Here is a 24,903-nt window from a genome sequence, read left to right on the forward strand (position 1 = left end):
GAAGCACACCAGCAACCGCGACGCCGAAGGCGAGCCGTCCTCAGCAAGCGGTCCAGGCGGTGGGGTCCCATCACGAGTCGCGCCATAGCTCTTGCTGCATGCCTGGAGGGGTGTCAAGCAGGCACGCTTTTCGCCTGCTTGACACCCCTCCAGGCATGTGGCCCGCTCTTGGCTCGGCTCGTGATGGGACCCCACCGCCAACGCAACACTCAAATCAACAGGCAGCCGCCCTAAGCAACAGGCGTGCCATCTGCCTACGGGTGGCGCGGGCCCCCTGATCAGATTGCCGGGGTCTGGGGCAGAGCCCCAGGGGAAGCACGCAGCAGTGACCCGCCACTCGCAAGGTGACCACCCGCAAGGTCGCGGAGCGCAAGGTGACCACCCGACGAAACCGCGGATCGCAAGCTCACCAGATCGCAAAAACACAAAAAAACGGGCGTGCACCCCCGTTGAAAAGGTGCACGCCCGTCCAAAACCACAAACGCCAAGCCCCACCAGGGGGCTCAGATCACTTGACGGTGATCTTGGCGCCCGCAGCCTCGAGCTTCTCCTTGGCGGCGTCGGCAACATCCTTCGCCACGCCCTCGAGGATCGCCTTCGGAGCCGACTCGACGAGCTCCTTGGCCTCCTTCAGACCCAGACCCGAGACGACCTCACGGACGACCTTGATGACCTGGATCTTCTTGTCGCCGGCGGACTCGAGGACGACGTTGAAGTCCGTCTGCTCCTCGGCCTCTTCGGCAGCCGCGGCGGGGCCGGCGGCGGCAACGGCGACGGGCGCCGCAGCGGTGACCTCGAAGGTCGTCTCGAACTGCTTCACGAACTCGGACAGCTCGAGGAGGGTCATCTCCTTGAACGCGTCGAGCAGCTCTTCGGTGCTGAGCTTCGCCATGATCGGCGGTCCTTTCTAATCTCCCGCGCGAAAGCGTCGGGCGTGTCTTTGGGTGATCAGCTTTCGGCGGGAGCGTCGGCTTCGGCGGCGGGAGCCGCGGCGGCCTTCTTCTCCTGCAGGGCAGCAGCCAGGCGAGCGACCTGGGAAGCCGGGGCGTTGAACAGACCCGCAGCCTTGGCCAGGTTGCCCTTCATCGCGCCCGCGAGCTTCGCGAGCAGCACCTCACGGGTCTCGAGGTCGGCGATAGCCGCGACCTCTTCGACCGAGAGCGGGCGGCCATCCATGTAGCCGCCCTTGATGATCAGGGCCTTGTTGTCCTTCGCGAAGTCGCGGATCGCCTTGGCGGCGTCAACGGGCTCGCCCTCGACGAACGCGATGGCGGTCGGACCGGACAGAAGGGCCTCGAGGCCCTCCACACCGGCGTCCGCGGCAGCGAGCTTGACGAGAGTGTTCTTCGCGACGGTGTACTTGGTGCCCGCGCCGAGAGCGCGACGCAGCGTGGTGAGCTGCGCCATGGAGAGGCCACGGTACTCAGTGACAACCGCTGCCGAGCTGGTGCGGAAGGAATCCGCAAGCTCAGCGACCGCCGTAACCTTCGTGGGCTTCGCCATGATCGCCTCCTCTCTGGGCTGGGTTAGACCGCCGGCCTGGAGAAGGTCCCGAAACAACAAAAACGCCCTCGCGCACAAGCAGCACGGGGCGTCGCAAGACTGACCTCGTCCTCCCTGCGCGGGCCGCCCGTGTTGCAACGGGGCCTTCGATCTCCTCACGGAGACAACCTGCGGTCTTCGGTAGAACCGTCAAAAGACTAGCCGACTGGGTGGCGGCCATCCAAATCGGCACAATGTGACGTGTGACCGACGAGCCAGGCAAGGACCTCGCGCCCCGCCAGCCGCAGCCGCCTGCCCCACAGCCGGACCCGGAGCAGCTGCGGCAGTTCCAGGAGTTCCAGCGCTTCCAGGAGTTCCAGCGCTACCAGCAGGCGACGGGCCAGGCGCCGCAAGCACCCCAGGCTCCCCAGCAGCCCGGCGGCAAGCGCTGGTGGCTCGTCGTCCTCGGCAGCCGCATCTTCTGGCGCGCGCTCTTCTTCCTACTCGTCGTCTTCAGCGCCATGTGGGCCTACAACCACTTCTTCGGCGTCGACGACCCCGGCGACATCGCGCAGGACAGCGGCGGCGTGACCGGCGCGGCACAGGGTCTGGCCGCGCCGGCCGGGCTGCAGGGCACCGTCGGCATGTTCTACAAGCACGTGTCGTTCGCCGACACGACCCGCGCGTGCACGCTCTTCCTGCGCGACGACACCCGTCAGAAGTTCGCGAACACCTACGGCGCAAGCGATTGCGCCGCCGCGGTCAAGGACCTGAAGACCAAGGTGACCAGCGTCGACAAGTACCAGCAGGTCATGTTCCCGCCGGACATGCTCAAGACCCCGACCAGCAACAAGGTCACCATCGACTCGTGTGCCCTGACCGTCGAGGGCGGCCCGCGACTGGGCACGTTCGTCGTGGAAAAGGTCGGCGCCGGCTGGGTCATCACCGACTGGTCCGAGAGCACCTGCGGTTAGAACGACTCGACGGCGCGCGCGAAGCTCTCCTCCCCACGCCCATCGTCGACCTGCCGGTCCACCAACGCCTTCAGCGAGTCGAGCGCGGCGAACGGCACCCCCTGCGCCTCAGCCGCCCGGATCAGGGTGGCCAGCCCGGACTGGTTCATGGCGAGGCTCGACTCGGCGTTCCCGTAGCCGGCCCCGTCGATCTCCTCCGCGAACGTCGTCAACGCCGGCTGGAGATCCGTCAGCCACGACACCAGCATCGGCGTGAGCTCACCGACCTTGATCCCGTTGACCCGCGCCAGCGCCGCCGCGTGCAGGAACCCGCCGAGCAGCCCGTACATCCCGGACAGGATCGCCACGTCGTACCCGGACGCCCGCCCGGCATCGGCACCGAGGAACGTGACCTTTCCCAGCACCGTCAACGCTTCCCGCCAACGCTCGTGCACCGCGGACGACCCGCTGTAGATGATCGACGACGCGTCGGTGCCGATCGTCTGCGGCACCGCGTAGACCGCGCCGTGCAGGTACTCGGCGCCGTGAGCCGCAGCCCACTCGGCCAGTTCGCGAGCCTCGTCGGGAGTGCCGGAAGTCAGGTTCACCAACGCCTTCCCGCGCACGTCCGCACCGCTCAGAACCCGTTGCGCCGCTTGATGATCGAGCAAGGCGACGACCACGAGCCCACCCGCGGCCACCGCCTCCGCCGGGCTGCTCGCAACGGTCGCCGCAAGCCCTGCGGCCTTCCCCTCGGACCGGTTCCAGACCACGACTGATCGGCCGTCCCGCACGAACGCCTCCGCCAGCGCACGTCCGAGATTCCCCAGGCCCAGCACGGTGATCGCTTCAGATGTCATGCCTTCAGCTTCGCCATGGTTGATCATCCCGGCCAGTGACCGGAATGACGGCGTTCGCCAAATTCCTGCCATAGGCTGGCTCGCATGAGCGCTGGATCCGTCGCCCTGGTCGTACCGGGCGACTTCGGGGTCGCGGACCTCTACGAACTGGGCATCCCGGCGGCGGTCTTCGGCACCCCGCAGCCGGACCTGGCAGACCCCTGGTACGAGTTGTGGTTGTGCAGCACCGGAAACCGCACGCGCGACACCACTCCGGGCTTCACGTTGCACAGCACCCACAAGCTCGATGACATCGTGCGCGCGGACACCGTCATCGTGTCGTGGGTGCCGGACGAGGTCATCGAGGACAACGCGCCCGTGCCACCGGAACTCGTCACGGCCCTACGCGACGCCCACGACAACGGCGCACGAATCGTGTCGGCGTGCGTAGGCGCGTACGCACTGGCGGAAGCCGGCCTGCTGGACGGCAAGAGGGCCACCGCGCACTGGATGCACACCGCCCTGCTGGCCGAGCGCTACCCGAAGGTCCAGGTCGACGACTCGCAGCTCTACGTCGACGAGGGTGACGTGCTGACCAGCGCGGGCATGTCGGCGGGCCTCGACGTCTGCCTGCACCTGGTGCGCCGCGACCTGGGCGCTCACGTCGCCAACCAGCTCGCCCGCCGGATGGTGGTGCCGGGACACCGGCCAGGACACCTCGGGCAGTACGTCGACCTGTCGGTCCCCGCGAGCGACGAGCAGGGCCTGGCGCCGGTGCTCGACTGGGCCCGTGCCCGCCTGGACGAACCGCTGACGATCGAGGACCTGGCCCGCAAGGCCGCGATGAGCCCGCGGACCTTCTACCGCAGGCTCCAGGCGACCACCGGCACGACACCGTTGCAGTGGCTGCTCACCGAACGCATCACCAGGGCGCAGGTGCTGCTGGAGTCCACCGACCTGCCGATGGAGAAGATCGCGGCGCTGAGCGGCATCGGCACGGCCAACAACCTCCGGCACCACTTCCTGAAGCAGATCGGCAAGTCCCCCACCGACTACCGCAGAGGCCGGGCCTGAACAGCAGAAAGGCCCCCGGCGAACCGGGGGCCTTTCTCAGATCAAGCTAGAACCGGAGGCTCAGGCCTCGTCCACCAGCATGTTGCGGGTGCGGCTCGGGTCGACCGGGATGCCAGGGCCCATCGTCGTGGAGACGACGACCTTCTTGACGTACCGGCCCTTGGCCGCGGACGGCTTCGCACGCAGGATCTCGTCCAGCGCGGCCGCGTAGTTCTCGACCAGCTTCTCGGAGTCGAACGAGACCTTGCCGATGACGAAGTGCAGGTTGGCCTGCTTGTCAACGCGGAAGTTGATCTTTCCGCCCTTGATCTCGTTGACGGCCTTCGCGACCTCGGGGGTCACGGTGCCGGTCTTCGGGTTCGGCATCAGACCACGCGGGCCCAGGATGCGAGCGATACGACCGACCTTCGCCATCTGGTCCGGGGTCGCGATCGCGGCGTCGAAGTCGAGCCAGCCACCCTGGATGCGCTCGATCAGGTCCTCGGAGCCAACGGCGTCCGCACCGGCGGCCTCGGCCTCAGCGGCCTTGTCGCCGACTGCGAAGACGATCACGCGGGCGGTCTTGCCCGTACCGTGCGGCAGATTCACGGTGCCGCGGACCATCTGGTCGGCCTTGCGAGGGTCGACGCCGAGGCAGATCGCAACCTCGACGGTGGCGTCCAGCTTCACCTTGGACGTTTCCTTGGCGAGCTTGGCAGCCTCGAGCGGCGAGTACAGCCGATCCCGGTCCACCAGCTCTGCGGCGGCCTTGTAGGCCTTGCTGCGCTTCATAACTCTGTCCTTCGTGGATCAGTTCGTGGTGAATGAGCCGCGCTCGGCTCTCCCACGCTTGCGTGAAAAGAAAGGGGTGGGTCAGCCTTCGACCGTGATGCCCATGGAACGGGCGGTGCCGGCGATGATCTTCGCGGCCTGGTCGATGTCGTTCGCGTTGAGGTCGACCATCTTGACCTGCGCGATGCTGCGGACCTGCTCCATGGTCACCTTGGCGACCTTGACGCGGTGCGGCTCGCCGCTGCCCTTGTCGACACCAGCGGCGGCGAGGATGAGTCGCGCGGCCGGCGGGGTCTTCAGCTTGAAGTCGAACGAGCGGTCTTCGTACACGGAGATCTCAACCGGCACGACCTGACCGCGCTGCGACTCGGTCGCGGCGTTGTAGGCCTTGCAGAACTCCATGATGTTGACGCCGTGCTGACCCAGCGCGGGACCAACGGGCGGCGCCGGGTTGGCGGCACCAGCCTTGATCTGCAGCTTGATGATCGCTGACAGCTTCTTCTTCTTGGGAGGCATTGTCCGTACTTCCTGTTATTGCGGTGTCCGCGCGTGGCTCTGCCAGCCGCCGCGTGGCCGATCGGTCTCCCTCGCGGGAAACCGCTCAGATCTTGGAGACCTGGCTGAACGACAGCTCGACCGGCGTCTCCCGGCCGAAGATCGACACCAGGACCTTCAGCTTCTGGCCGTCCGCGTTGACCTCGCTGATGGTGGCGGGCAACGTCGCGAACGGGCCGTCCATGACGGTGACCGACTCGCCGACCTCGAAGTCGACCTCGATCGTCGGCTTCGACACGGTGGTGGAAGCGGCCTTCTTGCCCTCGGCCGGCTTCTGCTCCTGCTGCGGGAGCAGGAACTTCAGCACCTCGTCGATCGTGAGGGGCGAGGGCTTCGAGGTTGCTCCGACGAACCCGGTCACGCCCGGCGTGTTGCGGACGGCGCTCCAGGACGCGTCGGTGAGCTCCATGCGGACCAGGATGTAGCCGGGCAGCACCTTGCGCTGCACCAGCTTGCGCTGGCCGTTCTTGATCTCGGTGACCTCTTCGGTCGGCACCTCGACCTGGAAGATGTAGTCCTCCATGTCGAGCGTGTGGATACGAGTCTCGAGGTTCGCCTTGACCTTGTTCTCGTAACCGGCGTACGAGTGCACGACGTACCAGTCGCCGGGTGCGCGGCGCAGGGCCTGGCGCAGCTCTTCGGCGGGGTCCTCGGGCTCTTCGTCGATCGGCGTCTCGTCGATCGCGAGAACGTCGGAGTCCTCTTCGGACTCCTCGTCGGTCTCGTCCGCGACGTCGGCGTCTGCCTCGGAGTCCACAGCCTCCGACTCGACCGTCTCGTCGGCGGTGGTGTCCTCGGACACCTCGTCGTCGATGAGGTCGGTCTTCTCCTGGGCGTCAACGCCGTTGTCGGAGCTCACTGTGGATCTCGCTTCCTGGTTGCAGCGGCAGCTGTCCGGCTCAGCCGAACAACTCGAAAACAGCCGCGCCGAAGCCGAGGTCGAGAGCCCACACCAGCGCCACCATGAAGACCACGAACACCAGCACGACGCCGGTGTAGGTGACCAACTGCTTGCGCGTCGGCCAGATCACCTTGCGGAGTTCGCTGACGACCTCGCGGATGTAGCGGAAACCCCGCCCGATCAGCGAAGGACGCTTCTCCTGCCCGTCACGGGACTTGGTCGGGCGACTCTTCTTCGCGTCGTCGTCCGACTCCTCGGACTTGGCGACGCTCTTCTTCGACTCAGCGCTGCTGCCGTCCTTGCGGGCGGCCGGGCGAGAGGAGGCACGACGTTCACGTCGCGCCGCAGCAGTGGACGGCCGGACAGCGCCTTCGCGCTCCTCCGGCTGGTCCTGCTCGCGGCCCTCGCTCATGCCGTGCCTCCACTCCACCCATGACGCGCTTCGACAGCAGGGGCGACAGGACTTGAACCTGCAACCTGCGGTTTTGGAGACCGCTGCTCTGCCAGTTGAGCTACACCCCTTTGAGATCCCGAACCGAGATCCCCTGGCCAAGCAGGAAGTGTACGGGAGCCTGTCCCGTCCATTCCAACCAGACCGCTCAAGCACTTGCCGAGCGGCCTGTCGCACAGCCTACCCACACGCAGGCCGAGAACACGAATCAGGGTCGTGCAACTGAAGCACGGACCCGGCCCGAATCTCGCGTGAGCACCGCAAACACCACCGGACCGGGTTGTCCGGTGGTGTTCTTGATCACAAGATCAGCTCACGCGGACGCGGGCGAAGGCGCCCGTCAACACGGACTTGCCGTCAAAAGCCGCGTTGATGTTGACCTTCACAGTTCCGTCCTCGAAGTCCTTGGTGACCTTCGCGGTGACCTCGACCAGCGCACCCTCCTCGTCGTTCGGGACCACGACGGGCCGGCCGAAGCGGCAGCCGTACTCGACGATCGCACCGGGGTCGCCGATCCACTCGGCGACGATCCGCGAGGCCACGGCCATCGTCAGCATGCCGTGCGCGATGACGTCCGGGAGGCCGACCTCCTTGGCCGTCTTCTCGTTCCAGTGGATGGGGTTGAAGTCCAGCGAGGCGCCCGCGTAGCGAACCAGGTCGTCGCGCTTGAGGCGCACGGACAGCGCCGGCAGCTCGGTGCCCACTTCGTGGCTCATGCGCCTTCTCCCCTCACGACGAGCATCGACTTGGCGGTGGCGACGGGCTCGCCGTCCACCGTGCTGATCTCCGTCCGCACGGTCACCATGTCGTTGCCCATGCGGCTCGTGATGGCGTCGATGTGGGCCGTGCTGACGAGCTGGTCGCCCGCGGTGATGGGGCGGTGGTGCGTGAAGTTCTGGTCGCCGTGCACGACGCGGCTGTAGTCGAGCTCCAGCTCCGGGTCGAACATGACCGTCTCGTTGGTCTTCATCGCCACGACGATCGCGAACGTCGGAGGCGCGATGACGTCCCTGTGCCCCAACGCCTTCGCGGCTTCGGCGTCGCGGTAGGCCGGGCTGGTCGCGCCGATGGCCTCGGCGAACTCGCGGATCTTCTCGCGGCTCACGTCGTAGGGCTGCGACGGCGGATAACTACGTCCGATGAAAGCGGGGTCGAGAGGCACCGAAGGAGCCTATATGCGACGAGGCCCGCCCCACGTGTGGGACGGGCCTCGGTCGAAGCTGACTACGCGCTCAGCGGGTTTCCTTGTGCGAGCGGTGCGTCTTGCAGTTCGGGCAGAACTTCTTGATCTCCAGGCGGTCCGGGTCGTTGCGACGGTTCTTCCTGGTGATGTAGTTCCGGTGCTTGCACTCCTCGCACGCGAGGGTGATCTTCGGGCGTACGTCGGTTGCAGCCACGGTCCTTGCCTTCCTGAGAGCACGCGATCCCCCGTGAACCCAGTCCGGGCTTACCGTCTGGCGAGGGTGGGCGACGAAGCCGCCCGAGATCTTGCTGAGTAGCGGTGGCCGGACTTGAACCGGCGACACAGCGATTATGAGCCGCTTGCTCTACCAACTGAGCTACACCGCTATACACAACTCAAGCCGCAGCGCTCAGCACTGCGGCCAGTTGTGGAGCCCCTTTACGGAATCGAACCGTAGACCTTCTCCTTACCATGGAGACGCTCTGCCGACTGAGCTAAAGGGGCTTGCTCTTTCGTTCTTGCCGAGCGAGGACAACTCTACAACACGGCTCAACCAAGAACGAAATCCGGGGGGTCCCTTAGTGGACCAAGGTGAGCACCGTCTCATCCCGAGCACCCCTGACCTGCACGGTTCGTGCCCGCAGCCACGCCTCGAAGCGATCTTCGGAGAGCGGCCGGGAGATCAGGTAGCCCTGGGCCACGTCGCAACCCATGCCCACCAACTGGTCGCGCGCGGCGTCGTCCTCGACACCCTCGGCCACGACGACCAGACCGAGCGAGTGCCCGAGCTCCACGATCGACCGGACCACAGCCATGTCGCCGAGGTCCGTGCCCATCCCGAGCACGAACGACTTGTCGATCTTCACCTCGTCCACCGGCAGCTGGCGCAGGTACGCGAGCGACGAGTAGCCGGTGCCGAAGTCGTCGACCGCCAGCACGACGCCGATCGCGTGCAGGCGCCGCAGCACCGGCAGAGCGCGTTCGGGGTCGGCCATGACGCCGGACTCCGTGAGTTCGAAGGTCAGCAGGCCCGACGGCACGTCGTGGCGCAGCAGGGCGGCCTCGACGCGGTTCGGGAAGTCCTCGTCGCCCAACGTGCGGACCGACAGGTTGACCGCGATGGACATCCGCAGTCCGCGGTCGAGCCAGCGGCGGACGCGTTCCAAAGCGCGGTCCATCACGAAGTCCGTCAGCACGTCCACGAGACCGGTGGCCTCGACGGCCGGCACGAACTCGTCCGGGTCGACGCGGCCGAACTCCGGATGGGTCCAGCGCACCAACGCTTCGGCGCCCACGACCTGACGGGACGGCAGGGCGACCTTCGGCTGGTAGTGCACCGAGATCTGCCCGGTCTCGACGGCCTGGCGGAACTGCGTGACGAGCTGGAAGCGGCGCAGGAACAGGTGGCCCATCGACGGCGCGTAGGCCTTCACCGGCGTGCCCTCGGACGTGGCGCGCACGGCGACGTCCGCCCGCTGCAGCAACACGTCGGGGTCCGGGTCCTCGGTCTCGGAGTCCGCCTTGGAGGCGTAACCCACGACCGCGGAGGCCTCGACGGTCAGCCGGTCGACGGGGTACGGCACGGAAAGCCCGGCGCGCAACCGTTCCGCGGTCTCGTGTGCGGTCGCGGCACGCTCGTCGTCCAGGTACGCGGCGAACGCGCCACCCTCCAGGCGTGCGAGCGGCACGTCGGCACCGAGTGCGTCACGCAGCCGGCGGCCGGCGGCGACGACCATCCGGTTGCCCCAGGCCTGGCCCAGCGCGTCGGAGACCGTCGACAGGATGTCGAGGTCGATGCGCAGCACCACGCCCCGCTGGGACTCGCGCAACGACTCCGCGCACGCCTCGCGCAGGCCCGCTCGGTTCAGCAGGCCGGTCAGCGGGTCGTGATAGGCGTCGTGGCGCAGCCGTGCGAGCAGGCGGCGGTTGTCGACCGCGGTCGCGAGGTGCGAGGCCAAGGTCCTGAGCAGCTGGATGTCCGCCTTGCCGAACCCGCGCCAGCGCGACAGCCGGTCGTGCGCCTCGACGGCACCGAGCAGCTGGGTCGCACCGCGCAACGGGACGATGAGGGCTTCCTGCGCGTCGCGGCGCAGCAGGGCCTCGGTGACGTCCTCGGTCGCGTCGGCCACGCGGTAGTAGCGGACGTGCGTGCCGGGCAGCTGGAGCACGGGGTCTTCGCGCACGGCACGGGGGTCCGTCGCGGTCATCTCGTCGGGCAGCGGTTCGCCGGCGACGAGGGTGATCATGGCTTCCTGCGGGTCGGTGCGCAGGCGCAGCACGACCCTGTTCGCGTTGAGCTGCTCGCGGATGCGTTCCGCGATGAGCTGCCACTCGTCCTCTTCGACGCCCGCCGTGAGGTCGTCGTCGGGCTGACGCGGGCCGGTGCCGTGCTGGCCCGACCTCGCGACGCGGAGGCTGACCTCGCTCAACGCCTCCAGGTCGCGCTGTTCGCGCAGCAGCCCGGAGTAGGCGAAGTAGGTGGCCACGATGCCCGCGAGGACCAGGACGATCAGGGCGGCGCCCCACGGCGTGGTGGCGACGATCTGGTAGCCGACGAGGCCGGCCGAGGTGTTCAGCAGAGCCACGACCAGCGTCTGCAGGACAAGACGAACGCTGTTGCCCACGCGCATCGACTTGCCCATGAGACGCAACGCGCAGAGGCCCAGCACGCTCGCGAGGAGCGGCACGGTGATGGTGCCGATGAACGCGCCCGCCCAGAACGGACCGCCCGCGCCGATCATCCGGTTCACGGCCTCGGCGGCGGCGAACGCCACGGAGATCTCCATGAACATGAGGCCCGCGTTGTACACGGCGCGGTCGAGGATCCGCCTGCCGAGCAACGTGCCCACGCCGGCGACGACGTGCGCGGCCAGCACGATCTCGAACGGAGCCACGAGCAAGCCCAGGACCAGCGGGATCTCGGTGAAGGAGATCGTCCACGCGACGCCGCTGCGGACGTCGACGTTGATCGCGAGCTGTTCCGCCAGCAGGAAGCCGACGACGAGAAGGGGGCCGATCCAGAAGAGGGAGGTGGTCTCCTTCTCCGGGAGCCAGGCCGCGACCATGCCCGCGCAGACGACGCCTGCCACCAGGAGGGTGACGGCGAACGCGCTGAACGCGCGGTTGGTCGACTTGGCCGACCAGGCGGCCGAGTCCGACACGGGGGCCGACGCTCGGTCGGACATCCAGCCTCCTCGCCGGCCTGGGTGGGGGGACCTCTAGGCGTGACTGAGGGGTCCCGCACTTGGCGATCAGGACCCCTCCAGGGGCACCAATGTACCCCGCTCGGGGGACGAAATGGCAGGTCGAGCACGTTTGGTGACGTCGATTCACCCAGACGTGGCTAGACGCTGAGGTGTCCCCGAAGCACCGTCACGGCCTGCCCGGAGAGCAGCACACGATCTTGGTCGAGGGTCGCCCTGACGAACCCCCCGCGCGGTGACGCCTGCTCCGCCAGCAGGTCAGCGCGTTGAAGCCGAGGCACCCAATAGGACGTAAGGGTGCAGTGGGCCGAACCGGTGACGGGGTCCTCCGGGATGCCGACGGCCGGGTAGAAGCAGCGGCTGACGATGTCCGCACCACCGTCGCCGATCGCCGTCACGATTACTCCGCGTGACGGGATTTGTGTCAGCCCTTGGACGTCGGGTCGCAGCGAACGGACTTCCGCGGCGCTCTCCAACTCGATCAGGAAGTCGAAGCGCCCACGCGACACAGACTTGATCGTCGCATGTGGCAGCGCCTCCTCTAGACCGATTGGCGGGTCAGTCAACTCTGGCGGGTCCGCGGGGAAGTCCATGCGGACCCATCCATCGTCATTTGCGCATGTGAGCACCCCGCTACGCGTGGTGAACGACTGCTCTCCGCCCAGCACGTGCGCGGTGGCGAGGGTGGCGTGCCCGCAGAGGTCCACCTCGACCTCGGGCGTGAACCAGCGGAGGTGGTTGTCCGGGGTGACGAAGGCCGTCTCGGCGTGCTTCATCTCGGCGGCGACGTGCTGCATCCAGGCGTCGTCGCGCGGCTCGGTGAGGAGCACGACTCCGGCGGGGTTGCCCGCGAAGGGCGTGCTGGTGAACGAATCCACGACGTAGATCTCCACACCGCCGACCCTGCCATGCTCAGATGGGGCGTGACCGAACCTTTCTCCTACCGCGAGAACGATCCAGACTCCCTGCTGCCGACCTGGGGACCCTTGCGCACGCACGGCCTGACCTGGCAGCCCGGGTGGGACCTGCCGGCGTTGCTGGAGGAGTGGCACAGCCATCTCACCGGCCTGGACGACCCGGACACCGCGGCGATCGTGCAACTGCCGAGCCACGAGACCGGCGACGCGCGGACGTTGATCGACCGGGGCTTCGCGCCCCTCACCGTGGTCGCCGAACGCCTGGCCGGCCGCACACCCGCGCACCGGCCGTCCGATGTGGACATTCGCGCCGCCACGCGCGCCGACCTGGACGTCGTCGTCGAACTGAATCTGCACACCGTCCGGTACGACGCGCAGTTCGGCCTGGTGACCGAGCGCGCGAACACCGCCGAGCACCTGCGCACGGCGTTGGCCGAGGTGCTCGACCGCGACCACGAGGCGATGTGGCTGGCTCTCAGCGGCGACACGCCCGTCGGCATGATCTACGTCGACATGCCGCAGGACGCGGGGTGGATGGAGAAGTACGCGTCGGCACGCCCGTTCGCGTATCTCGGCCATCTCGGCGTGCGGCCGGATGTGCGTGGCACGGGTGCGGGCAGCGCTCTCGCCGCGCACGCGCACTCGGTCCTCGACGGCGCCGGAGTGGCATCGACGCTGCTCCACCACGCCTTGCCGAACCCGCGCTCGACACCGTTCTGGTACTCGCAGGGCTATCGGCCGCGCTGGACGTTCTGGGTTCGACGCCCCGCGTTGCGCTCGTTCTCCGGCGTGTCGGCACAACCCGAACGGCCTAGTGGGACATGATCTACCCGTTCACACAAGCGAAGAACCCAAACGAACCCGTACTTGTGGAACGAATCCGGCCTCTATTTCGACAAAGGGGTAAGCGGATTCAAGCCACGCCTGGGGGGTCGAGATGGAACTCAGCGGAAGAGCGAGGGCGATGCTGCGGGCTGTCGCCGCAGGGCGCGCCGAGGTGACAGGCGGCACGGAGCCCGACCTGTACGTCGACGGACTGCCCTGCTGCGACCGGATGGCGACGCACGACCTCGTGCACGCAGGACTGCTGCGTCCCGCGCAGCCGACGAGCTTCGGCCTCCGCGTCTGCGCGGAACTGACCGAGGACGGCCGCGCCGCGCTCGCCGCGAGTTGATCGGCGTGTTGATCGCCCAATGATCGAACATTTGTTCGACATGGGGTAGGCTTCGCGCTGAAGCCGGCACGCAAGAGAGAGGAAGCTCTTGCGCGCCGGCTTCATCTTCTTCAGGCCACCTTCTGGTCCGTGGCAACGTTCATGCGGTTCCACAGGTTGATCGCGCCGCAGACGATGACGAGCCCGGCGAGCTGCTCCTCGGTGTAGTGCTTCGCCGCCTCGGCCCACACGTCGTCAGTGACCTGCACGCGCGTGATCTGCTCGGCGAGCGCGAACCCGGCCTTCTCGGCGTCGGTGTAGTACGGGACGTCCCGCCAGCCGGCGACGGCGAAGATCCTCTCGTCCGCCACGTTCGCCTTGCGGAGCAGCTTGGTGTGGTAGTCGATGCACGTGCCGCAGCCGTTCATGATGCTGACGCGCAGGCAGATCAGCTCGGCGTAGTCCCCGTCGATCCCCGTGGTGGCCGCCGCCTCGGACAGGGCCATCAACGCCTTCATGGCGCCGGGCACGGACACGATCGGGTTGGCGATCCTCATCTTCGTTCTCCTTCGTCGTCTTCTACCAGGTAGACCCGGCAGGCGACGAAGGTGTGACAGGTAGTCCGAAGATTTTCTCAGGCGCTGATCCCCTGGCCGAGTCCACCGTCGACGGGCAGGTCCGCGCCGGTCGTGAAGGTCGCCTCGAACGCCAGGAACAGCACGGCGTCCGCGACCTCGTCCGCGGTGCCGTGACGTTTCAACGGCGTGATGCGGTCGCCCTCCTCCTTGAACTGCTGGAGGTTCTCTTCCGGCACACCAGTGACGCCCATCGACGGCGTGTCGATGAAGCCGGGGCTCACGACGTTGACCCTGACGTTCCGCGGTGCCAGCTCCGCCGCGAACGACCTGCCGAACGACCGCACCGCCGCCTTCGCCCCCGAGTAGACGCTCATGCCGACGGCGCCGCCCGTCTGCGCGATCGAGGTCGTGAAGACGATCGAGCCGCCCTCCTTGACGAGCGGAGCCAGCTTCTGGGCGGTGAAGAACGCACCCCTGGTGTTCACGGCGAACGTGCGTTCGTAGTCGTCCGGCGTGACGTCCGGGATCTCGAGCAGCGTGGCGTGACCGACGTTGATGAACAGCAGGTCGATCTCGTGGAGTCGTTCCCGCACTTCGGTTGTGAGCCTGACGACGTCCTCGAGGTTCGACGCGTCCGACGCGATGGCGTGCGCCTTGATTCCCTCGGCCTTCTCCGTGCTGCGCCCCGTGAGCAGCACCTCGGCGCCTTGTGCGATCAGCTTGTCGACCGTCGCGCGCCCCATGCCGTGCGTGCCGCCGGTGACGACGGCCTTCTTCCCCAGGTACTTCACTTCCGGATCTCCTCGATGACGCTCGCGATGCTGTGCGCGCCGTGGCCGTTGCGCTGGGCGCGTTCGAACAGGCCGTGCAGGGCCTGCGGGATGGTGACGTCGAGGCCCTGTTCCCTGCCTGCCTCGGTGAGCAGGTGGAGTCCCGACACGTTGATGTCCAGCGCGGACACGTCGGTCTCGTAGTCCTTGGTCTGCGTCTCCTCGCCCATCTCGGGCAGCAGGGCGCTCATTTCGTTGAGGAAGCTAGTGGCCATCGGCGTGAACTGCTGCGGCGTGATGCCCTCGCTGCCCATCAACGCGACCGCCTGCAGGTACCCGCCGAAGGTCGCCCACATGATGCCGAGCAGGGCCAGGTCGTAGAGCGCGGCCAGTCCCGCGTCCTCCCCCACGTACACGGGCTCGCCGAAAGCCTGCAGGACATGGTGGTTCTCGTTGCCGCTGAACAGGATCTTCGCCTGCGGCGTGCCGATCTGCTGCGGCACAGCCATGATCACGCCGTCGACGTACTCGACGCCGTTGGTCTTCGCCCATTCCGCCGTGGCACGGGCCTGCTCCGGCGTGCCGGACGTGAGGTTGACGAGCGTCTTGATGTCGTTGGTGAGCAACGGTTGTTGTGCTTCATACGTGGACAGACAGGTGACGACGACGTCGCTCTTGAACGCCTCTTGTGGTGTATCGGCTCGTGTGGTGTTGGGCAGCGTTTTGGGCGTGCGGTTCCACACGGTCACTTCGTAGCCCTCTTCGACGAGAGCGTTCGCGAGCGCAGTGCCCATCCGGCCGAGGCCGAGCACACTCACGGTTTCCTTGATCCCCATGCCGTGAATGCTCGTTCTGACACACACTTGGCGACAAGTACCTACTATTTTGTCAGGTACCCACTTTTTGGTAAGGATCCTGGATGAAGCCACGGCAGTACGCGTGCGGCCTCGACGCGGCGATCGACGTGATCGGCGGCCGCTGGAAAGCACTGATCCTCTGGGCACTCCACCACGGCCCGGTGCGCACGGGCGAACTGCGCAGGTCCGTGTCCGGCATCAGCGAGAAGATGCTGATCCAGGTGCTGCGCGAGATGGAAGCCGACGAGATCGTGCACCGCGAGGTGTTCCACGAGGTGCCACCGCGCGTCGAGTACTCGTTGACACCACTGGGAGTCCGGCTGAACGACGCCCTGTCACCGTTGGGCGACTGGGGCGAGGACAACATGAAGGCGATCGCACACCGCCGAGGCGTCGAACCCGCGCCCAGGCACTAAGCGCTGCACCCCGCCGTCACCGGTCGAAGTACACGACAGTGGCGTCGTCGGAAATCTTCTTACGAGGCCAATCAACGGCCTTGACGTCTTCCTTTTCAACCGCGCGCATTCTGCGGATGAGGTCGTCCGGCCCGTTCGCCGCCATCAGTTCGAGCGCCTGACGCCAATCGAAGAGATTGAACAGATCCACCGCCCGCGCAGCCCCGTCAGACAGGATCGCAACGCGCCGCACGTCTTGAAGCGCAACCTCACCCTGAAGCGCGTGCTCGACATCAGACGCCTTCGCACCGGCCGTGCGCTTCGTCTGCCTATCGCTGACAACCAGCAGTTCCTGCTTGGTGTCGACGACCACCGTGGCGTCCCCGAGCACCAGGTACCGCAGCACGTCGTCCTTGACCTGCACCACCGCGATGGCCACGCTGGGCGAGTCGGGATGATCGAGGTCGCAACTGCCGGAGTGCAGCTCAGCGGCCTTCTCGATGGCCTCCCCGAGCGCCTCACCCGGTTCGAGGTGCGCAACCCGAAGGATCTCCGCGGACAGCTGGTCGGCGAACCACCCGACACCGTGCTCGCACCCGGTCTCGGGCTTGGCCGTCACACCGTCGAGCACGGCGAGAAGGTTCGGCCCGACGAGCGCCCGGTCCTCACTCGGCGCCGTCGTTCGGCCGGCCTCTGTTGCCATCTGCGTACGCACTGAGATCCCCCTCGGTCCGAACGAGGATACGACGATGGGCCTCTGACCTGTCCGGTCAGAGGCCCATCAGTCTTGCGTGGCGGGTAGAGGATTCGAACCTCTGTAGCTTTCGCGACGGATTTACAGTCCGCTCCCATTGGCCGCTCGGGCAACCCGCCCCACACCGCCGTAACGGTGCAGGCGGAACAATACATAACCCCTTCGGGAGGCCCCAAATCGGGGTCCCCCAGTAGCATCGACGCTGGCTGTGATCCCGAGATCGTTGGAGTGTGAAGTCGTGGCGGACCCGTCGTTCGACGTGGTGAGCAAGGTGGACCGGCAGGAGGTCGACAACGCGCTCAACCAGGCCTCGAAGGAGCTGAGCACGCGCTTCGACTTCCGCGGGACCAACACCACAGTGGCCTGGGCCGGCGAGGAGGCGATCACCTTCACCTCCGAGACCGAGGAGCGTTGCAAGGCGGCGATCGACGTCTTCCAGGAGAAGCTGGTCAAGCGCAACATCTCGATGAAGGCGTTCGAGGTGGGCGAGCCCGCCATCTCCGGCAAGGTGTTCAAGGTCACGGGAAACCTCGTGCAGGGCATCACGTCCGAGAAGGCCAAGGAGATCGCCAAGAAGATCCGCGACGAGGCGCCCAAGGGTGTGCAGGCGCAGATCCAGGGTGACCAGTTGCGGGTGTCCGGCAAGAAGAAGGACCACCTGCAGGACGTCATCTCCCTGCTGAAGGGTTCTGACTTCGGCATCGCCCTCCAGTTCACCAACTACCGGTGAAGGGCATCGTCCTGGCCGGTGGCAGCGGCACGCGCCTGCACCCGATCACGCAGGCCGTCTCCAAGCAGTTGCTGCCGGTGTACGACAAGCCGATGATCTACTACCCGCTGTCGGTGCTCATGCTGGCCGGCATTCGCGAGGTGCTGATCATCAGCACGCCTACCGACCTGCCGCAGTTCCGGCGGTTGCTCGGCGACGGGTCCCAGTGGGGCATGGACTTCTCCTACGCGGAGCAGGCCGCGCCGAACGGGCTCGCCGAGGCGTTCGTCATCGGTGCCGGCTTCGTCGGCGACGACGACGTGGCGCTGGTGCTGGGCGACAACATCTTCTACGGCCAGGGTTTCTCCACCACGCTGCAGCAGCACGCGTCCTCTTTGGACGGCTGTGTGCTCTTCGGCTACCAGGTGAAGGATCCCGAGCGGTACGGCGTGGGTGAGGTCGACGCGACGGGCAAGCTGTTGTCCATCGAGGAGAAGCCCGCGAAGCCGAAGTCGAACCGGGCGATCACCGGCCTCTACTTCTACGACAACGGTGTGGTGGACATCGCGCGGAACCTCAAGCCGTCGCCGCGGGGCGAACTGGAGATCACCGACGTCAACCTCGCCTACCTGCGCGAGGGGCGTGCGCGGCTGGTGGACCTGAGTCGCGGGTTCGCGTGGCTCGACACCGGCACGCACGACTCGCTGCTCGAGGCCGGACAGTTCGTGCAGGTGCTGGAACACCGGACGGGCGTGCGCATCGCGTGTCCCGAGGAGATCGCGCTGCGCATGGGCTTCATCTCCGCGCAGGAGTGCTACGCGCTCGGCGAGAAGCTCGGCAAGTCCGGGTACGGCGAGTACCTCATGGCCGTGGCGAAGGCTGGGCGTTAACGCCGCGCCATCTCTTCGAGCCTGCGGATGCGGTCGGCCATCGGCGGGTGGGTCGAGAACCACTTCGCGAACTGTTCCCCCGAACGGAACGGGTTCGCGATCATCAGGTGGCTCTGCGACACCACCCCCGGCTCCGGCGCGAGTGGTGCCGCCCGCGTCCCCAGCTCGATCTTGCGCAGCGCCGAGGCCAGCGCCAGCGGGTCGCCCGTCAGTTCGGAACCGGACTGGTCCGCCTGGAACTCGCGCGAGCGGCTCACGGCCAGGCGCACGACGGTGGCCGCGATCGGGCCCAGCAGCGCGATCATCAGCAGGCCCAAGGGTCCTGGGCCGTCGTCGTCGGAGTCGCCTCCGCCGAAGATGCCGGCGAACAGGGCCAGGTTCGCGAGCATCGTGATCACGCCGGCCAGCGCGCCGGCCACGCAGCTGATCAGGATGTCGCGGTTGTAGACGTGCGCCAGTTCGTGGCCGAGCACGGCCCGTAGTTCGCGCTCATCGAGCAGGTCCAGGATGCCCGTGGTGCAGCACACGGCCGCGTTGCGCGGGTTGCGGCCCGTCGCGAACGCGTTCGGTGCGGCTGTCGGGCTCAGGAAGAGCCTGGGCATGGGCTGGCGCGCCTTCTGCGACAGCTCCCGCACGATCGCGTAGAGCACTGGTTGCTCCACCTGCGACACGGGCACCGCCCGCATCGCGCGCAGTGCGAGCTTGTCCGAGTTGAAGTACGCGTAGGCGTTCACGCCCAAGGCCAACACCAGGCCGATGACCAGTGCGGTCCGACCGAACAGGCTGCTGACCAGCACGATCAGCGCGCTCATCCCGCCGAGCAGCACGGCCGTCTTCAACCCGTTGAAGTGCTTGTGCACGGTTTCGCCTCCGGGTTTTACGTCCTACCCCTCAACGAACCAGGCCTGCGTCCGGTTCCTGTGGCTGTTTCGGGCGCTGCCTCCGCCGCCGGGTCGAGCGCGGGTGGCGGCGGCACCTTCTCGACCCAGGTGGACAGCACGTCCCGTTCGTGGACGAGCTCCGCGACGGCACCCTCGCCGTCGATCGAGCCCGTGCCCGGATAACCGAACTCCGGCGCCCAGTGCAGGGCGTCGAACGGGCAGACCTCGACGCAGATGCCGCAGTAGAGACACTGGCCGTAGTCGATCGCGAACCGGTCGAGCACGTTGCGGCTGCGCGCGCGGGCGCTGCCGGGCTGCTCCTCGACCTCGGTGTGCGACGTGATGTGGATGCACCAGTCAGGACACTCACGCGCGCAGATCATGCAGACCGTGCAGTTGGCCTCCAACAGCGCGATGACGCCCCTGGTGCGCGGGGGAAGGTTCGTCACGACTGCGGCTCCTCTTCACGGCGCGGACCCCACGACGGGTCCGGCACTCCGGGTGGTGCGGTGCGGCGGCGGCTCGGCGCGCTCGTGTTGTCCTCGCCCGGTTCGAGAGCGCCCGGCCACGGACGCACGACGCGGGAGGCGAGCACGAAGTCCTTGCGCAGCGGGTGGCCCTGGAAGCTGTCGGGCAGCAGCAGGTGCTCGGGCTCGCTGCCGGCGGTGACGCCGAACATCACTCCGAACATTTCGCTGGCCTCGCGCTCGTGCCATCCGGCGCCCTTCCAGAGGTGCGCGATGCTCGGCAGCGCGTCCTCAGGGCTCAGCTCGGTGCGCAGCATGACGCCGTCGCGCGTCTGCGGGTTGATCACGTGCAGGAACACCGCGTGACGCTGGCCTACGGCCCCTGGACGACCCGCGTCCTCGACACCGAGCCAGTCGAACATCACGAAGCCCTCGGCGTGGTGGGCCGCAGCCGTGGTGAGCCAGTCGGCGAGCTCCACGTGGTGGATCGTCTGGCCGAACGCGGTCTTCGCCGTCGTCGTCATGCGTTCACCAGCCCGTGCAGCGCCTTCAGACCCTCGAGCAGTGCTTCGGGCCGCGGCGGGCAACCGGGTACGGCTACGTGGACCGGCAAGGCCTGGTCGATCCCCTTGGTGACGCTGTAGGAATCCCAGTACGGGCCGCCGGTGTTGCTGCAGGCGCCCACGGAGATCACGTAACGGGGTTCGGGCATGGCCTCGTAACTGCGGAGGACAGCGGGCAACATGACGTCCGTGACGGTGCCGGAGACAACGAGAACGTGCGCCTCGCCCGCGCCGTCGACCGGCGTGACGCCGAGGTCGGGGAGGCGGTCGAGAGCTGCCATCACTTCGACCCCACAGCAGGCGAGTCCGAGTTCGAGCACGGTGACCTGGTAGGTGGTGCCCCATTCCAGGCGAGCGGAAGCCGTCACAACGGCTGAGGGTAATACTTGGGGGCCCGCCGGCTTGCGCCTGGCGGACCCCCACCCCCCAATGATTCCCCCCGGAATCGGCTCCCACGCGTGGTCGCCGCAGATAGTTTTGTACACCGCGGGATAAGTGTCCAGGGATTCGCCGACAGGATCTGCAGATAATTTGTCGGCGAAATGCGGTCAAGTTCAGTTCAACTGATCGACAGAACATCAGAGAGGGTCCCGATGTCCGGCTCGTCCCAGTTGGTGCTTCCCACCAGCACCTCGTTGCACCGTTTGCTGCACATGCCCGGTGCACTACTGGATACCACGATGGACCAGCTCAGGACCCTTCTCACCGTGCATGAGACCCGTTCGGCCCTACGAGCGGCGCGGGCATTGGGACGCGAGCAGTCGAGCGTTCAGAAGCAGCTCGACACGTTGAACAGGAACTTTCTGGAACTGTGCGGCGAAGCACTCGTGGTGAAGCAGGGACGCGGAAAGGACGTGCTGTTCACGCCCACTGGTGAGTCGATCGTCGAATTGGCGCGGGAGACGCTCGCGGTGTGGCTCGACGGAATTCACGAGTGCCGCCGCAAGCTCGGCACGACCGTCACCGTCGGCACGACGCGATACATGCTCGACACGCTCGCGAAGGCGTGGCACCACGTGGCCGATGAGTTCCAGGAGCGCGACGTCGACCTCAAGGTCGTGCACATCCGCACCAAGGACATCTGGACGAAGCTGGAGACGCAGGAGGTCGACGTCGTCTGCGGCAGCGTCGTCACGCGGGCCGGCCAGGGCTGGGAGCGTCCCGAGTTCGAGGTGATCCAGTGGCGGCGGGGCGGGCTCGCCCTGCTGACGAACCTGCCGGAGACCGTCGTCGGGGACCGCGTGCGCGTGCCGGCGTTGCGGTCGGTGCCGCTGGTCGTGCCGGGAGCGGGGCTGATCGCGGAGTTCCTGCGCGGCTGGTTCGGCCCTGACTACCGCCAGGGCCTCGACATCGCCGCGGAGATCGACGAGATCCAGTACGGCATCTCCTTGCTCCGCTCCAACCTCGTGAAGGGCGCGATGATCGTCACGTCCGGCCTGGGGGTGGTGGCGGCGAACAACGAGCTGCGCGAGGGAAGCGGTCTGCGCGTGGTTCAGCTCGCCGACGATTCGCTGGAACGGCTCGTGGGCGTCTTCGCGAGGACGGACGCGCTCGAGAAGCATCCGGCGGACCATCCGCTGAAGCTCCTGTGGGCCGCCTTCGAGCGCGAGGCCCCGACCTTGTGAGACGTCACGCGCCGCCCCTGTGGTCCTCAGAGGCCTCGTGGCCACGCCTGCACGAACAGAAGCGCCCCGGCCGCAGCCGGGGCGCTTCTGTCGTTTCCTGCTTACTTCTTCGCGGGTGTCATGGCGTCGTGCTCAGGCCTGCGTTGCTCGACTTTGGGACGATGCTGGGCTTTGGCCATCTTGGCCAGCCAACTCGTCGCCTCCGAGCGGATCTTCTCCAGCTCGTCGTCGCGTGCCTGTTGCTCGTTCATCGGCCACTCCCTGCGTTCGGGGATCGCGTTCGATGGGAGCACTACCGGGCGTGTGCCCGCTAGGGCCGCCATGCTTGTGGGTGAACCTGATTGACAGCATCGTCCGCCGATGGGTTTCCCGCACCCCGACACGACGTGTTCGGCCCTTTTTCAGTACCCCAGGTATCCGCCACCCAGGTTCATGTTGACCAGACCCGGGTGGTTGTGGAAGCCGCCGTAGCGCGCGTAGGTGTAGCGAACGCCCGCGATGATGTTGTCGACCGGCGCGAGGATGTTGTCGTACCCGGCCAGCTTGTAGGCCCGGAACGTCGGGTCGATGCACTGCATCAGGCCCTTGGACGGCGTGCCCCGCATCGCGTTGGAGTCCCAGTTGTTGACGGCGTTGGGGTTGCCGTTCGACTCCTTCATGATGATCGTGTAGATCTCGTCGACGGAGCCGTTGTCGATGTTGGTGCCGTTGGCCTGCAGGATCTTGATGGCGTCCTTGATCCAGGCCTCGACCTCGCGCTGCTTGGCGGGCTTGCGCATCTCGATCTGACGCTCGGCCTCGGCCTTGGCAGCTGCCTCGCGCTGGGCGTGCGAGTCCGCAGCGGCCTTCGAGGCCTGGTCGAACGCCTGCTGCGCGTACATCTGCTGCATCTGCAGCATCTGGCTGACCTTGCTGCCGGGGTTGACGTTGTGCACCGTCTGGACGTTCCGGGCCTGCTGGTCGGGAAGCGCACCCAACTCGGCCGCACCCGCCGCGAGCTCCGTCGCGGGGCCACTGGTGGCGGCGTTGGCGATGGCGGCGGTGCCGGCGGCGACACCAGCTGCGACGACGATCGCGCTCACGCGGTGAGCGAGCGGAACCTTGTCGTCCTCGACGCGGTGGGCGCCGGGCTTGAATTCCTGTCGGGGCACGACCGTGTACACGGTTCGGCCATCGGCCTTGCTGTGCCGGGCCAAGGGGGAGCCTCCTGCGTCGGGGAGCTTGGCCACCGGACTGTCCCGGCGGGGGATTCCGGGCCGGACTTTGGACCCTAGGTGGTACAGGGCCTGTGTCCTGCCAGTGACCAAACCGTTATCGGCGGGCGAGAACGTAACCTCGCGTCACGAGCGCAGGCAAGCTCCAGCGCCCGTTGGGTGACTCTCGTCACGTTTCCGATGAGTTGGGCTATCCGTTGCTGACAGACAGTCAACGAGCCTTGTGAGTCCTGCGTAAGTTCATCGTTGCCTCCTGACGAACTGACGGAGCTGTCTGTTAGTTCGCTGCTAGCCCGGCTCTCGTTATGGGTTACGTGCACGACCACGCGATCGAGTGATGCCGTCACGCTTGGTAGTGTTTTCGGGGTGCGGGGTGCTGACCTGCGGGGACTTGATCGCTGGACAGCGTTTTTTCTGTCTGACGAGGGGTACGGAGAGGCCGCGTGTCCGGTTCACCCAATGTTGTGGGTTAACTCTTGCGCCTCTGCTCCAAGGCCTTGAGAACCCAGTCCGGGCTGTCGCCGGGGCTGTCGTTGAAGGCGATCGCGGCCTCCGGCTGACGCCAGTGCACTTCGTTGACGACGACCTGGAAGAGCTCGAGCAGACCCGGTCCCTTGCGAATGCCGCCGCCGACCAGGACCACGTCGTACTGCTTGCCGCCGAGCTTCTCGGCGAGCTTGGCCTGGGCGCGGCCGTCGAGTTCCGCGAAGTCGATGAGGAAGAGGTCCTCGGCGAGCCCCAGCTCGGCGAACTGGCGACTGCCTCGTTCGATGGCGGCGGCGACGGGCGCGGGGTCGAAGCCGGGGATGGTGTGCGGGTCGAAGCCGATCACGAGGACGTCGGTCATCTCCCGACGCTACTGCTGCCAGATACCCGCGACGAGCTGTTCGAGCAGGCCGACGGTGGGCGGGTCGGCGTCGATGAGCAGGTCCGCGACGAGGTGCGACGCCTCCCTCACCTCGCACTCCGCGCGGAGTGTTCCGAGGGGAATGCCGGTGTGCCGGCTGATGACGTCGAGCACGGCGTGCATGTGCGGGCCGCTGAACCTGGCGAGGAAGAACCAGTCGTCGAGCGGGTCGCCGAAGCGGGCCCACTCGAAGTCCAGCAGGGCAGTGATGGTCGTGCCGTCCGCGAGCCAGTTGTCCCAGTGGCAGTCGGCGTGGACCGGGACCGTGGCTTTGGTGTGCAGCGGTGCGCGTGCGGCGATCTCCTTCAGGCCGTCGAGGAGTTTCGTCGGGATCGCGAGCTCGTCGATTTGGGCGATGAGAGCTCGCCGGCCGGCGAAGCCGCCGTGGGCCGGGACTTCGGCCAGGACCTTTCCGGCCTCGTCGGGAGGCGTCCAGGCGTGCAGGGTGTCGAGCCTCTGGATCGCCTGCTGGGCCAGGGCGAGCGCGGCTGGTTCGTCGAGGTCCGGGAGTCCCATGCGGGGCGCGGCTCCGGGGATGCGGGCGTAGCAGGCGTAGCGGACGTCGTGGCGCTGCCCGCTCGCGAGCAGCGGAGCGGCGAGGCCCGGTGGCAGGTGGGGTGCGAGGGCGATCTCCCGGTCGAGCCGGTCGTGGTCTGCCAGTTTCACCACGACGTCGGCGCCGACGTGGACCTGGTGGGAGCGGCTGCGCACCGGTTGCAGCGGACCGGGGTCGCGACCGAGGGCAGCCGTGGCGACAGCGCGTGCGTCCATGGTTTGAGGCTTCCATGTGCGCCGGAAACCTGTAGCTCTC

31 protein-coding genes, 4 tRNA genes and 1 pseudogene are annotated in these 24,903 nt (G+C 67.2%); 8 read left to right on the plus strand and 28 right to left on the minus strand.

Going from position 1 to position 24,903, the window contains the following annotated elements:
• Positions 1 to 508: 508 nt before the first annotated feature.
• Together rplL and rplJ are read right to left on the minus strand one after the other, a co-directional pair.
• Positions 509 to 892 carry a 50S ribosomal protein L7/L12 gene (gene rplL / locus PV646_RS07810; protein ID WP_360047091.1) on the minus strand — a complete coding sequence of 128 codons (384 nt, stop codon included), beginning with the start codon at positions 890 to 892 and terminating at the stop codon, positions 509 to 511.
• 56 nt (positions 893 to 948) lie between these two features.
• On the minus strand, positions 949 to 1,503 hold the full coding sequence (rplJ, locus tag PV646_RS07815) for a 50S ribosomal protein L10 (protein ID WP_090065889.1): 555 nt from the start codon (positions 1,501 to 1,503) through the stop codon (positions 949 to 951).
• A 242-nt stretch (positions 1,504 to 1,745) separates the two neighbouring features.
• On the opposite strand from rplJ, the gene PV646_RS07820 reads away from it, so the two are divergent.
• Positions 1,746 to 2,456, plus strand: coding sequence for a hypothetical protein (locus tag PV646_RS07820; RefSeq protein ID WP_500340775.1), 711 nt, complete (start codon positions 1,746 to 1,748; stop codon positions 2,454 to 2,456).
• Here PV646_RS07820 and PV646_RS07825 read toward each other — a convergent pair.
• Complete coding sequence (locus PV646_RS07825; RefSeq protein ID WP_500340776.1) at positions 2,453 to 3,295, minus strand: NAD(P)-dependent oxidoreductase; 843 nt, start codon at positions 3,293 to 3,295, stop codon at positions 2,453 to 2,455. The genes PV646_RS07820 and PV646_RS07825 overlap by 4 nt on opposite strands.
• Positions 3,296 to 3,379: 84 nt before the next feature.
• On the opposite strand from PV646_RS07825, the gene PV646_RS07830 reads away from it, so the two are divergent.
• A complete protein-coding gene (locus tag PV646_RS07830) occupies positions 3,380 to 4,348 on the plus strand; it encodes a GlxA family transcriptional regulator (RefSeq protein ID WP_500340777.1) in 969 nt (322 codons plus the stop codon).
• Between the two features lie 60 nt (positions 4,349 to 4,408).
• Here the strand turns inward: PV646_RS07830 and rplA are convergent, their stop codons facing one another.
• The 12 genes from rplA to PV646_RS07890 all read right to left on the minus strand — a co-directional run bounded on the left by rplA (position 4,409) and on the right by PV646_RS07890 (position 12,305).
• The gene (rplA, locus tag PV646_RS07835; RefSeq protein ID WP_191298157.1) at positions 4,409 to 5,119 is read right to left on the minus strand and encodes a 50S ribosomal protein L1; all 711 of its coding nucleotides are present in this window, start codon (positions 5,117 to 5,119) and stop codon (positions 4,409 to 4,411) included.
• A gap of 81 nt (positions 5,120 to 5,200) precedes the next feature.
• Positions 5,201 to 5,635, minus strand: coding sequence for a 50S ribosomal protein L11 (gene rplK, locus PV646_RS07840; protein ID WP_030478269.1), 435 nt, complete (start codon positions 5,633 to 5,635; stop codon positions 5,201 to 5,203).
• 85 nt (positions 5,636 to 5,720) lie between these two features.
• Positions 5,721 to 6,533, minus strand: coding sequence for a transcription termination/antitermination protein NusG (gene nusG, locus PV646_RS07845; RefSeq protein ID WP_500340778.1), 813 nt, complete (start codon positions 6,531 to 6,533; stop codon positions 5,721 to 5,723).
• 40 nt (positions 6,534 to 6,573) lie between these two features.
• Complete coding sequence (secE, locus tag PV646_RS07850) at positions 6,574 to 6,987, minus strand: preprotein translocase subunit SecE (RefSeq protein ID WP_500340779.1); 414 nt, start codon at positions 6,985 to 6,987, stop codon at positions 6,574 to 6,576.
• A 37-nt stretch (positions 6,988 to 7,024) separates the two neighbouring features.
• Positions 7,025 to 7,097: transfer RNA gene (locus PV646_RS07855), tRNA-Trp, on the minus strand.
• A gap of 237 nt (positions 7,098 to 7,334) precedes the next feature.
• Positions 7,335 to 7,742 (minus strand): MaoC/PaaZ C-terminal domain-containing protein, encoded by a 408-nt coding sequence (locus tag PV646_RS07860; protein ID WP_500340780.1) that lies wholly within the window; start codon positions 7,740 to 7,742, stop codon positions 7,335 to 7,337.
• The gene (locus PV646_RS07865; protein ID WP_500340781.1) at positions 7,739 to 8,188 is read right to left on the minus strand and encodes a MaoC family dehydratase N-terminal domain-containing protein; all 450 of its coding nucleotides are present in this window, start codon (positions 8,186 to 8,188) and stop codon (positions 7,739 to 7,741) included. The genes PV646_RS07860 and PV646_RS07865 overlap by 4 nt, the downstream gene beginning before the upstream one ends.
• Positions 8,189 to 8,258: 70 nt before the next feature.
• Positions 8,259 to 8,423: a 50S ribosomal protein L33 gene (gene rpmG / locus PV646_RS07870; protein ID WP_319976887.1), complete on the minus strand. Its 165-nt coding sequence runs from the start codon at positions 8,421 to 8,423 to the stop codon at positions 8,259 to 8,261.
• 99 nt (positions 8,424 to 8,522) lie between these two features.
• Positions 8,523 to 8,595, minus strand: a tRNA-Met gene (locus tag PV646_RS07875).
• Positions 8,596 to 8,637: 42 nt separating this feature from the next.
• Positions 8,638 to 8,713 (minus strand) — tRNA-Thr (locus tag PV646_RS07880).
• A gap of 74 nt (positions 8,714 to 8,787) precedes the next feature.
• Entirely contained in the window at positions 8,788 to 11,394 is a 2,607-nt protein-coding gene (locus PV646_RS07885) for an EAL domain-containing protein (protein ID WP_500340782.1), read from the minus strand.
• Between the two features lie 158 nt (positions 11,395 to 11,552).
• Entirely contained in the window at positions 11,553 to 12,305 is a 753-nt protein-coding gene (locus PV646_RS07890; RefSeq protein ID WP_500340783.1) for a PhzF family phenazine biosynthesis protein, read from the minus strand.
• Between the two features lie 30 nt (positions 12,306 to 12,335).
• Between PV646_RS07890 and PV646_RS07895 the strand changes: the two genes are divergently transcribed.
• Positions 12,336 to 13,154 (plus strand): GNAT family N-acetyltransferase, encoded by an 819-nt coding sequence (locus PV646_RS07895; protein ID WP_500340784.1) that lies wholly within the window; start codon positions 12,336 to 12,338, stop codon positions 13,152 to 13,154.
• A gap of 139 nt (positions 13,155 to 13,293) precedes the next feature.
• Positions 13,294 to 13,503: a hypothetical protein gene (locus tag PV646_RS07900; protein ID WP_500340785.1), complete on the plus strand. Its 210-nt coding sequence runs from the start codon at positions 13,294 to 13,296 to the stop codon at positions 13,501 to 13,503.
• 110 nt (positions 13,504 to 13,613) lie between these two features.
• Here PV646_RS07900 and PV646_RS07905 read toward each other — a convergent pair whose 3' ends face one another.
• The 3 genes from PV646_RS07905 to PV646_RS07915 form a co-directional block, all read right to left on the minus strand.
• Positions 13,614 to 14,039, minus strand: a complete 426-nt coding sequence (locus PV646_RS07905; RefSeq protein ID WP_500340786.1) for a carboxymuconolactone decarboxylase family protein — start codon at positions 14,037 to 14,039, stop codon at positions 13,614 to 13,616.
• Between the two features lie 77 nt (positions 14,040 to 14,116).
• Complete coding sequence (locus tag PV646_RS07910) at positions 14,117 to 14,851, minus strand: SDR family NAD(P)-dependent oxidoreductase (protein ID WP_500340787.1); 735 nt, start codon at positions 14,849 to 14,851, stop codon at positions 14,117 to 14,119.
• On the minus strand, positions 14,848 to 15,666 hold the full coding sequence (locus PV646_RS07915; protein ID WP_500340788.1) for an NAD(P)-dependent oxidoreductase: 819 nt from the start codon (positions 15,664 to 15,666) through the stop codon (positions 14,848 to 14,850). Before PV646_RS07915 ends, PV646_RS07910 begins: the two co-directional genes overlap by 4 nt.
• An 83-nt stretch (positions 15,667 to 15,749) precedes the next feature.
• Here PV646_RS07915 and PV646_RS07920 point away from each other — a divergent pair, with 83 nt between their 5' ends.
• Positions 15,750 to 16,103 (plus strand): winged helix-turn-helix transcriptional regulator, encoded by a 354-nt coding sequence (locus PV646_RS07920; protein WP_500340789.1) that lies wholly within the window; start codon positions 15,750 to 15,752, stop codon positions 16,101 to 16,103.
• A gap of 16 nt (positions 16,104 to 16,119) precedes the next feature.
• Here PV646_RS07920 and PV646_RS07925 read toward each other — a convergent pair whose 3' ends face one another.
• Positions 16,120 to 16,797, minus strand: coding sequence for a protein phosphatase 2C domain-containing protein (locus PV646_RS07925; protein ID WP_500340790.1), 678 nt, complete (start codon positions 16,795 to 16,797; stop codon positions 16,120 to 16,122).
• Between the two features lie 77 nt (positions 16,798 to 16,874).
• Positions 16,875 to 16,955, minus strand: a tRNA-Tyr gene (locus tag PV646_RS07930).
• A 119-nt stretch (positions 16,956 to 17,074) separates the two neighbouring features.
• Between PV646_RS07930 and PV646_RS07935 the strand changes: the two genes are divergently transcribed.
• Both PV646_RS07935 and rfbA read left to right on the plus strand, forming a co-directional pair.
• Positions 17,075 to 17,566 carry a YajQ family cyclic di-GMP-binding protein gene (locus PV646_RS07935; RefSeq protein ID WP_189160100.1) on the plus strand — a complete coding sequence of 164 codons (492 nt, stop codon included), beginning with the start codon at positions 17,075 to 17,077 and terminating at the stop codon, positions 17,564 to 17,566.
• The gene (gene rfbA / locus PV646_RS07940) at positions 17,563 to 18,435 is read left to right on the plus strand and encodes a glucose-1-phosphate thymidylyltransferase RfbA (RefSeq protein WP_500340791.1); all 873 of its coding nucleotides are present in this window, start codon (positions 17,563 to 17,565) and stop codon (positions 18,433 to 18,435) included. Before PV646_RS07935 ends, rfbA begins: the two co-directional genes overlap by 4 nt.
• On the opposite strand, the gene htpX is transcribed toward rfbA, so the two are convergent.
• The 4 genes and pseudogenes from htpX to PV646_RS07960 all read right to left on the minus strand — a co-directional run bounded on the left by htpX (position 18,432) and on the right by PV646_RS07960 (position 20,714).
• Positions 18,432 to 19,295, minus strand: coding sequence for a zinc metalloprotease HtpX (gene htpX / locus PV646_RS07945; protein ID WP_500340792.1), 864 nt, complete (start codon positions 19,293 to 19,295; stop codon positions 18,432 to 18,434). The two genes, rfbA and htpX, sit on opposite strands and share 4 nt — an antisense overlap.
• 17 nt (positions 19,296 to 19,312) lie before the next feature.
• A pseudogene (locus PV646_RS07950) lies at positions 19,313 to 19,759 on the minus strand (4Fe-4S binding protein); the annotation flags it as partial.
• A gap of 2 nt (positions 19,760 to 19,761) precedes the next feature.
• Positions 19,762 to 20,307 (minus strand): NADH-quinone oxidoreductase subunit C, encoded by a 546-nt coding sequence (locus PV646_RS07955; protein WP_500340793.1) that lies wholly within the window; start codon positions 20,305 to 20,307, stop codon positions 19,762 to 19,764.
• Positions 20,304 to 20,714, minus strand: a complete 411-nt coding sequence (locus PV646_RS07960; protein WP_177224550.1) for an NADH-quinone oxidoreductase subunit B — start codon at positions 20,712 to 20,714, stop codon at positions 20,304 to 20,306. The genes PV646_RS07955 and PV646_RS07960 overlap by 4 nt, the downstream gene beginning before the upstream one ends.
• Positions 20,715 to 21,026: 312 nt before the next feature.
• Between PV646_RS07960 and PV646_RS07965 the strand changes: the two genes are divergently transcribed.
• Entirely contained in the window at positions 21,027 to 21,971 is a 945-nt protein-coding gene (locus tag PV646_RS07965; RefSeq protein ID WP_500340794.1) for a LysR family transcriptional regulator, read from the plus strand.
• Between the two features lie 101 nt (positions 21,972 to 22,072).
• Here PV646_RS07965 and PV646_RS07970 read toward each other — a convergent pair whose 3' ends face one another.
• From PV646_RS07970 to PV646_RS07985, 4 genes are all read right to left on the minus strand, one after another.
• Positions 22,073 to 22,222: a hypothetical protein gene (locus PV646_RS07970; protein ID WP_355300328.1), complete on the minus strand. Its 150-nt coding sequence runs from the start codon at positions 22,220 to 22,222 to the stop codon at positions 22,073 to 22,075.
• Between the two features lie 150 nt (positions 22,223 to 22,372).
• On the minus strand, positions 22,373 to 23,122 hold the full coding sequence (locus PV646_RS07975; protein WP_500340795.1) for a transglycosylase SLT domain-containing protein: 750 nt from the start codon (positions 23,120 to 23,122) through the stop codon (positions 22,373 to 22,375).
• Positions 23,123 to 23,654: 532 nt separating this feature from the next.
• Positions 23,655 to 24,032, minus strand: coding sequence for a hypothetical protein (locus PV646_RS07980; RefSeq protein WP_500340796.1), 378 nt, complete (start codon positions 24,030 to 24,032; stop codon positions 23,655 to 23,657).
• Positions 24,033 to 24,041: 9 nt separating this feature from the next.
• Positions 24,042 to 24,863 carry a phosphotransferase family protein gene (locus PV646_RS07985; protein WP_500340797.1) on the minus strand — a complete coding sequence of 274 codons (822 nt, stop codon included), beginning with the start codon at positions 24,861 to 24,863 and terminating at the stop codon, positions 24,042 to 24,044.
• Positions 24,864 to 24,903 lie beyond the last annotated feature (40 nt).

This window comes from Streptomyces sp. ID05-26A, assembly GCF_033794685.1.
Lineage (GTDB): Bacteria > Actinomycetota > Actinomycetes > Mycobacteriales > Pseudonocardiaceae > Lentzea.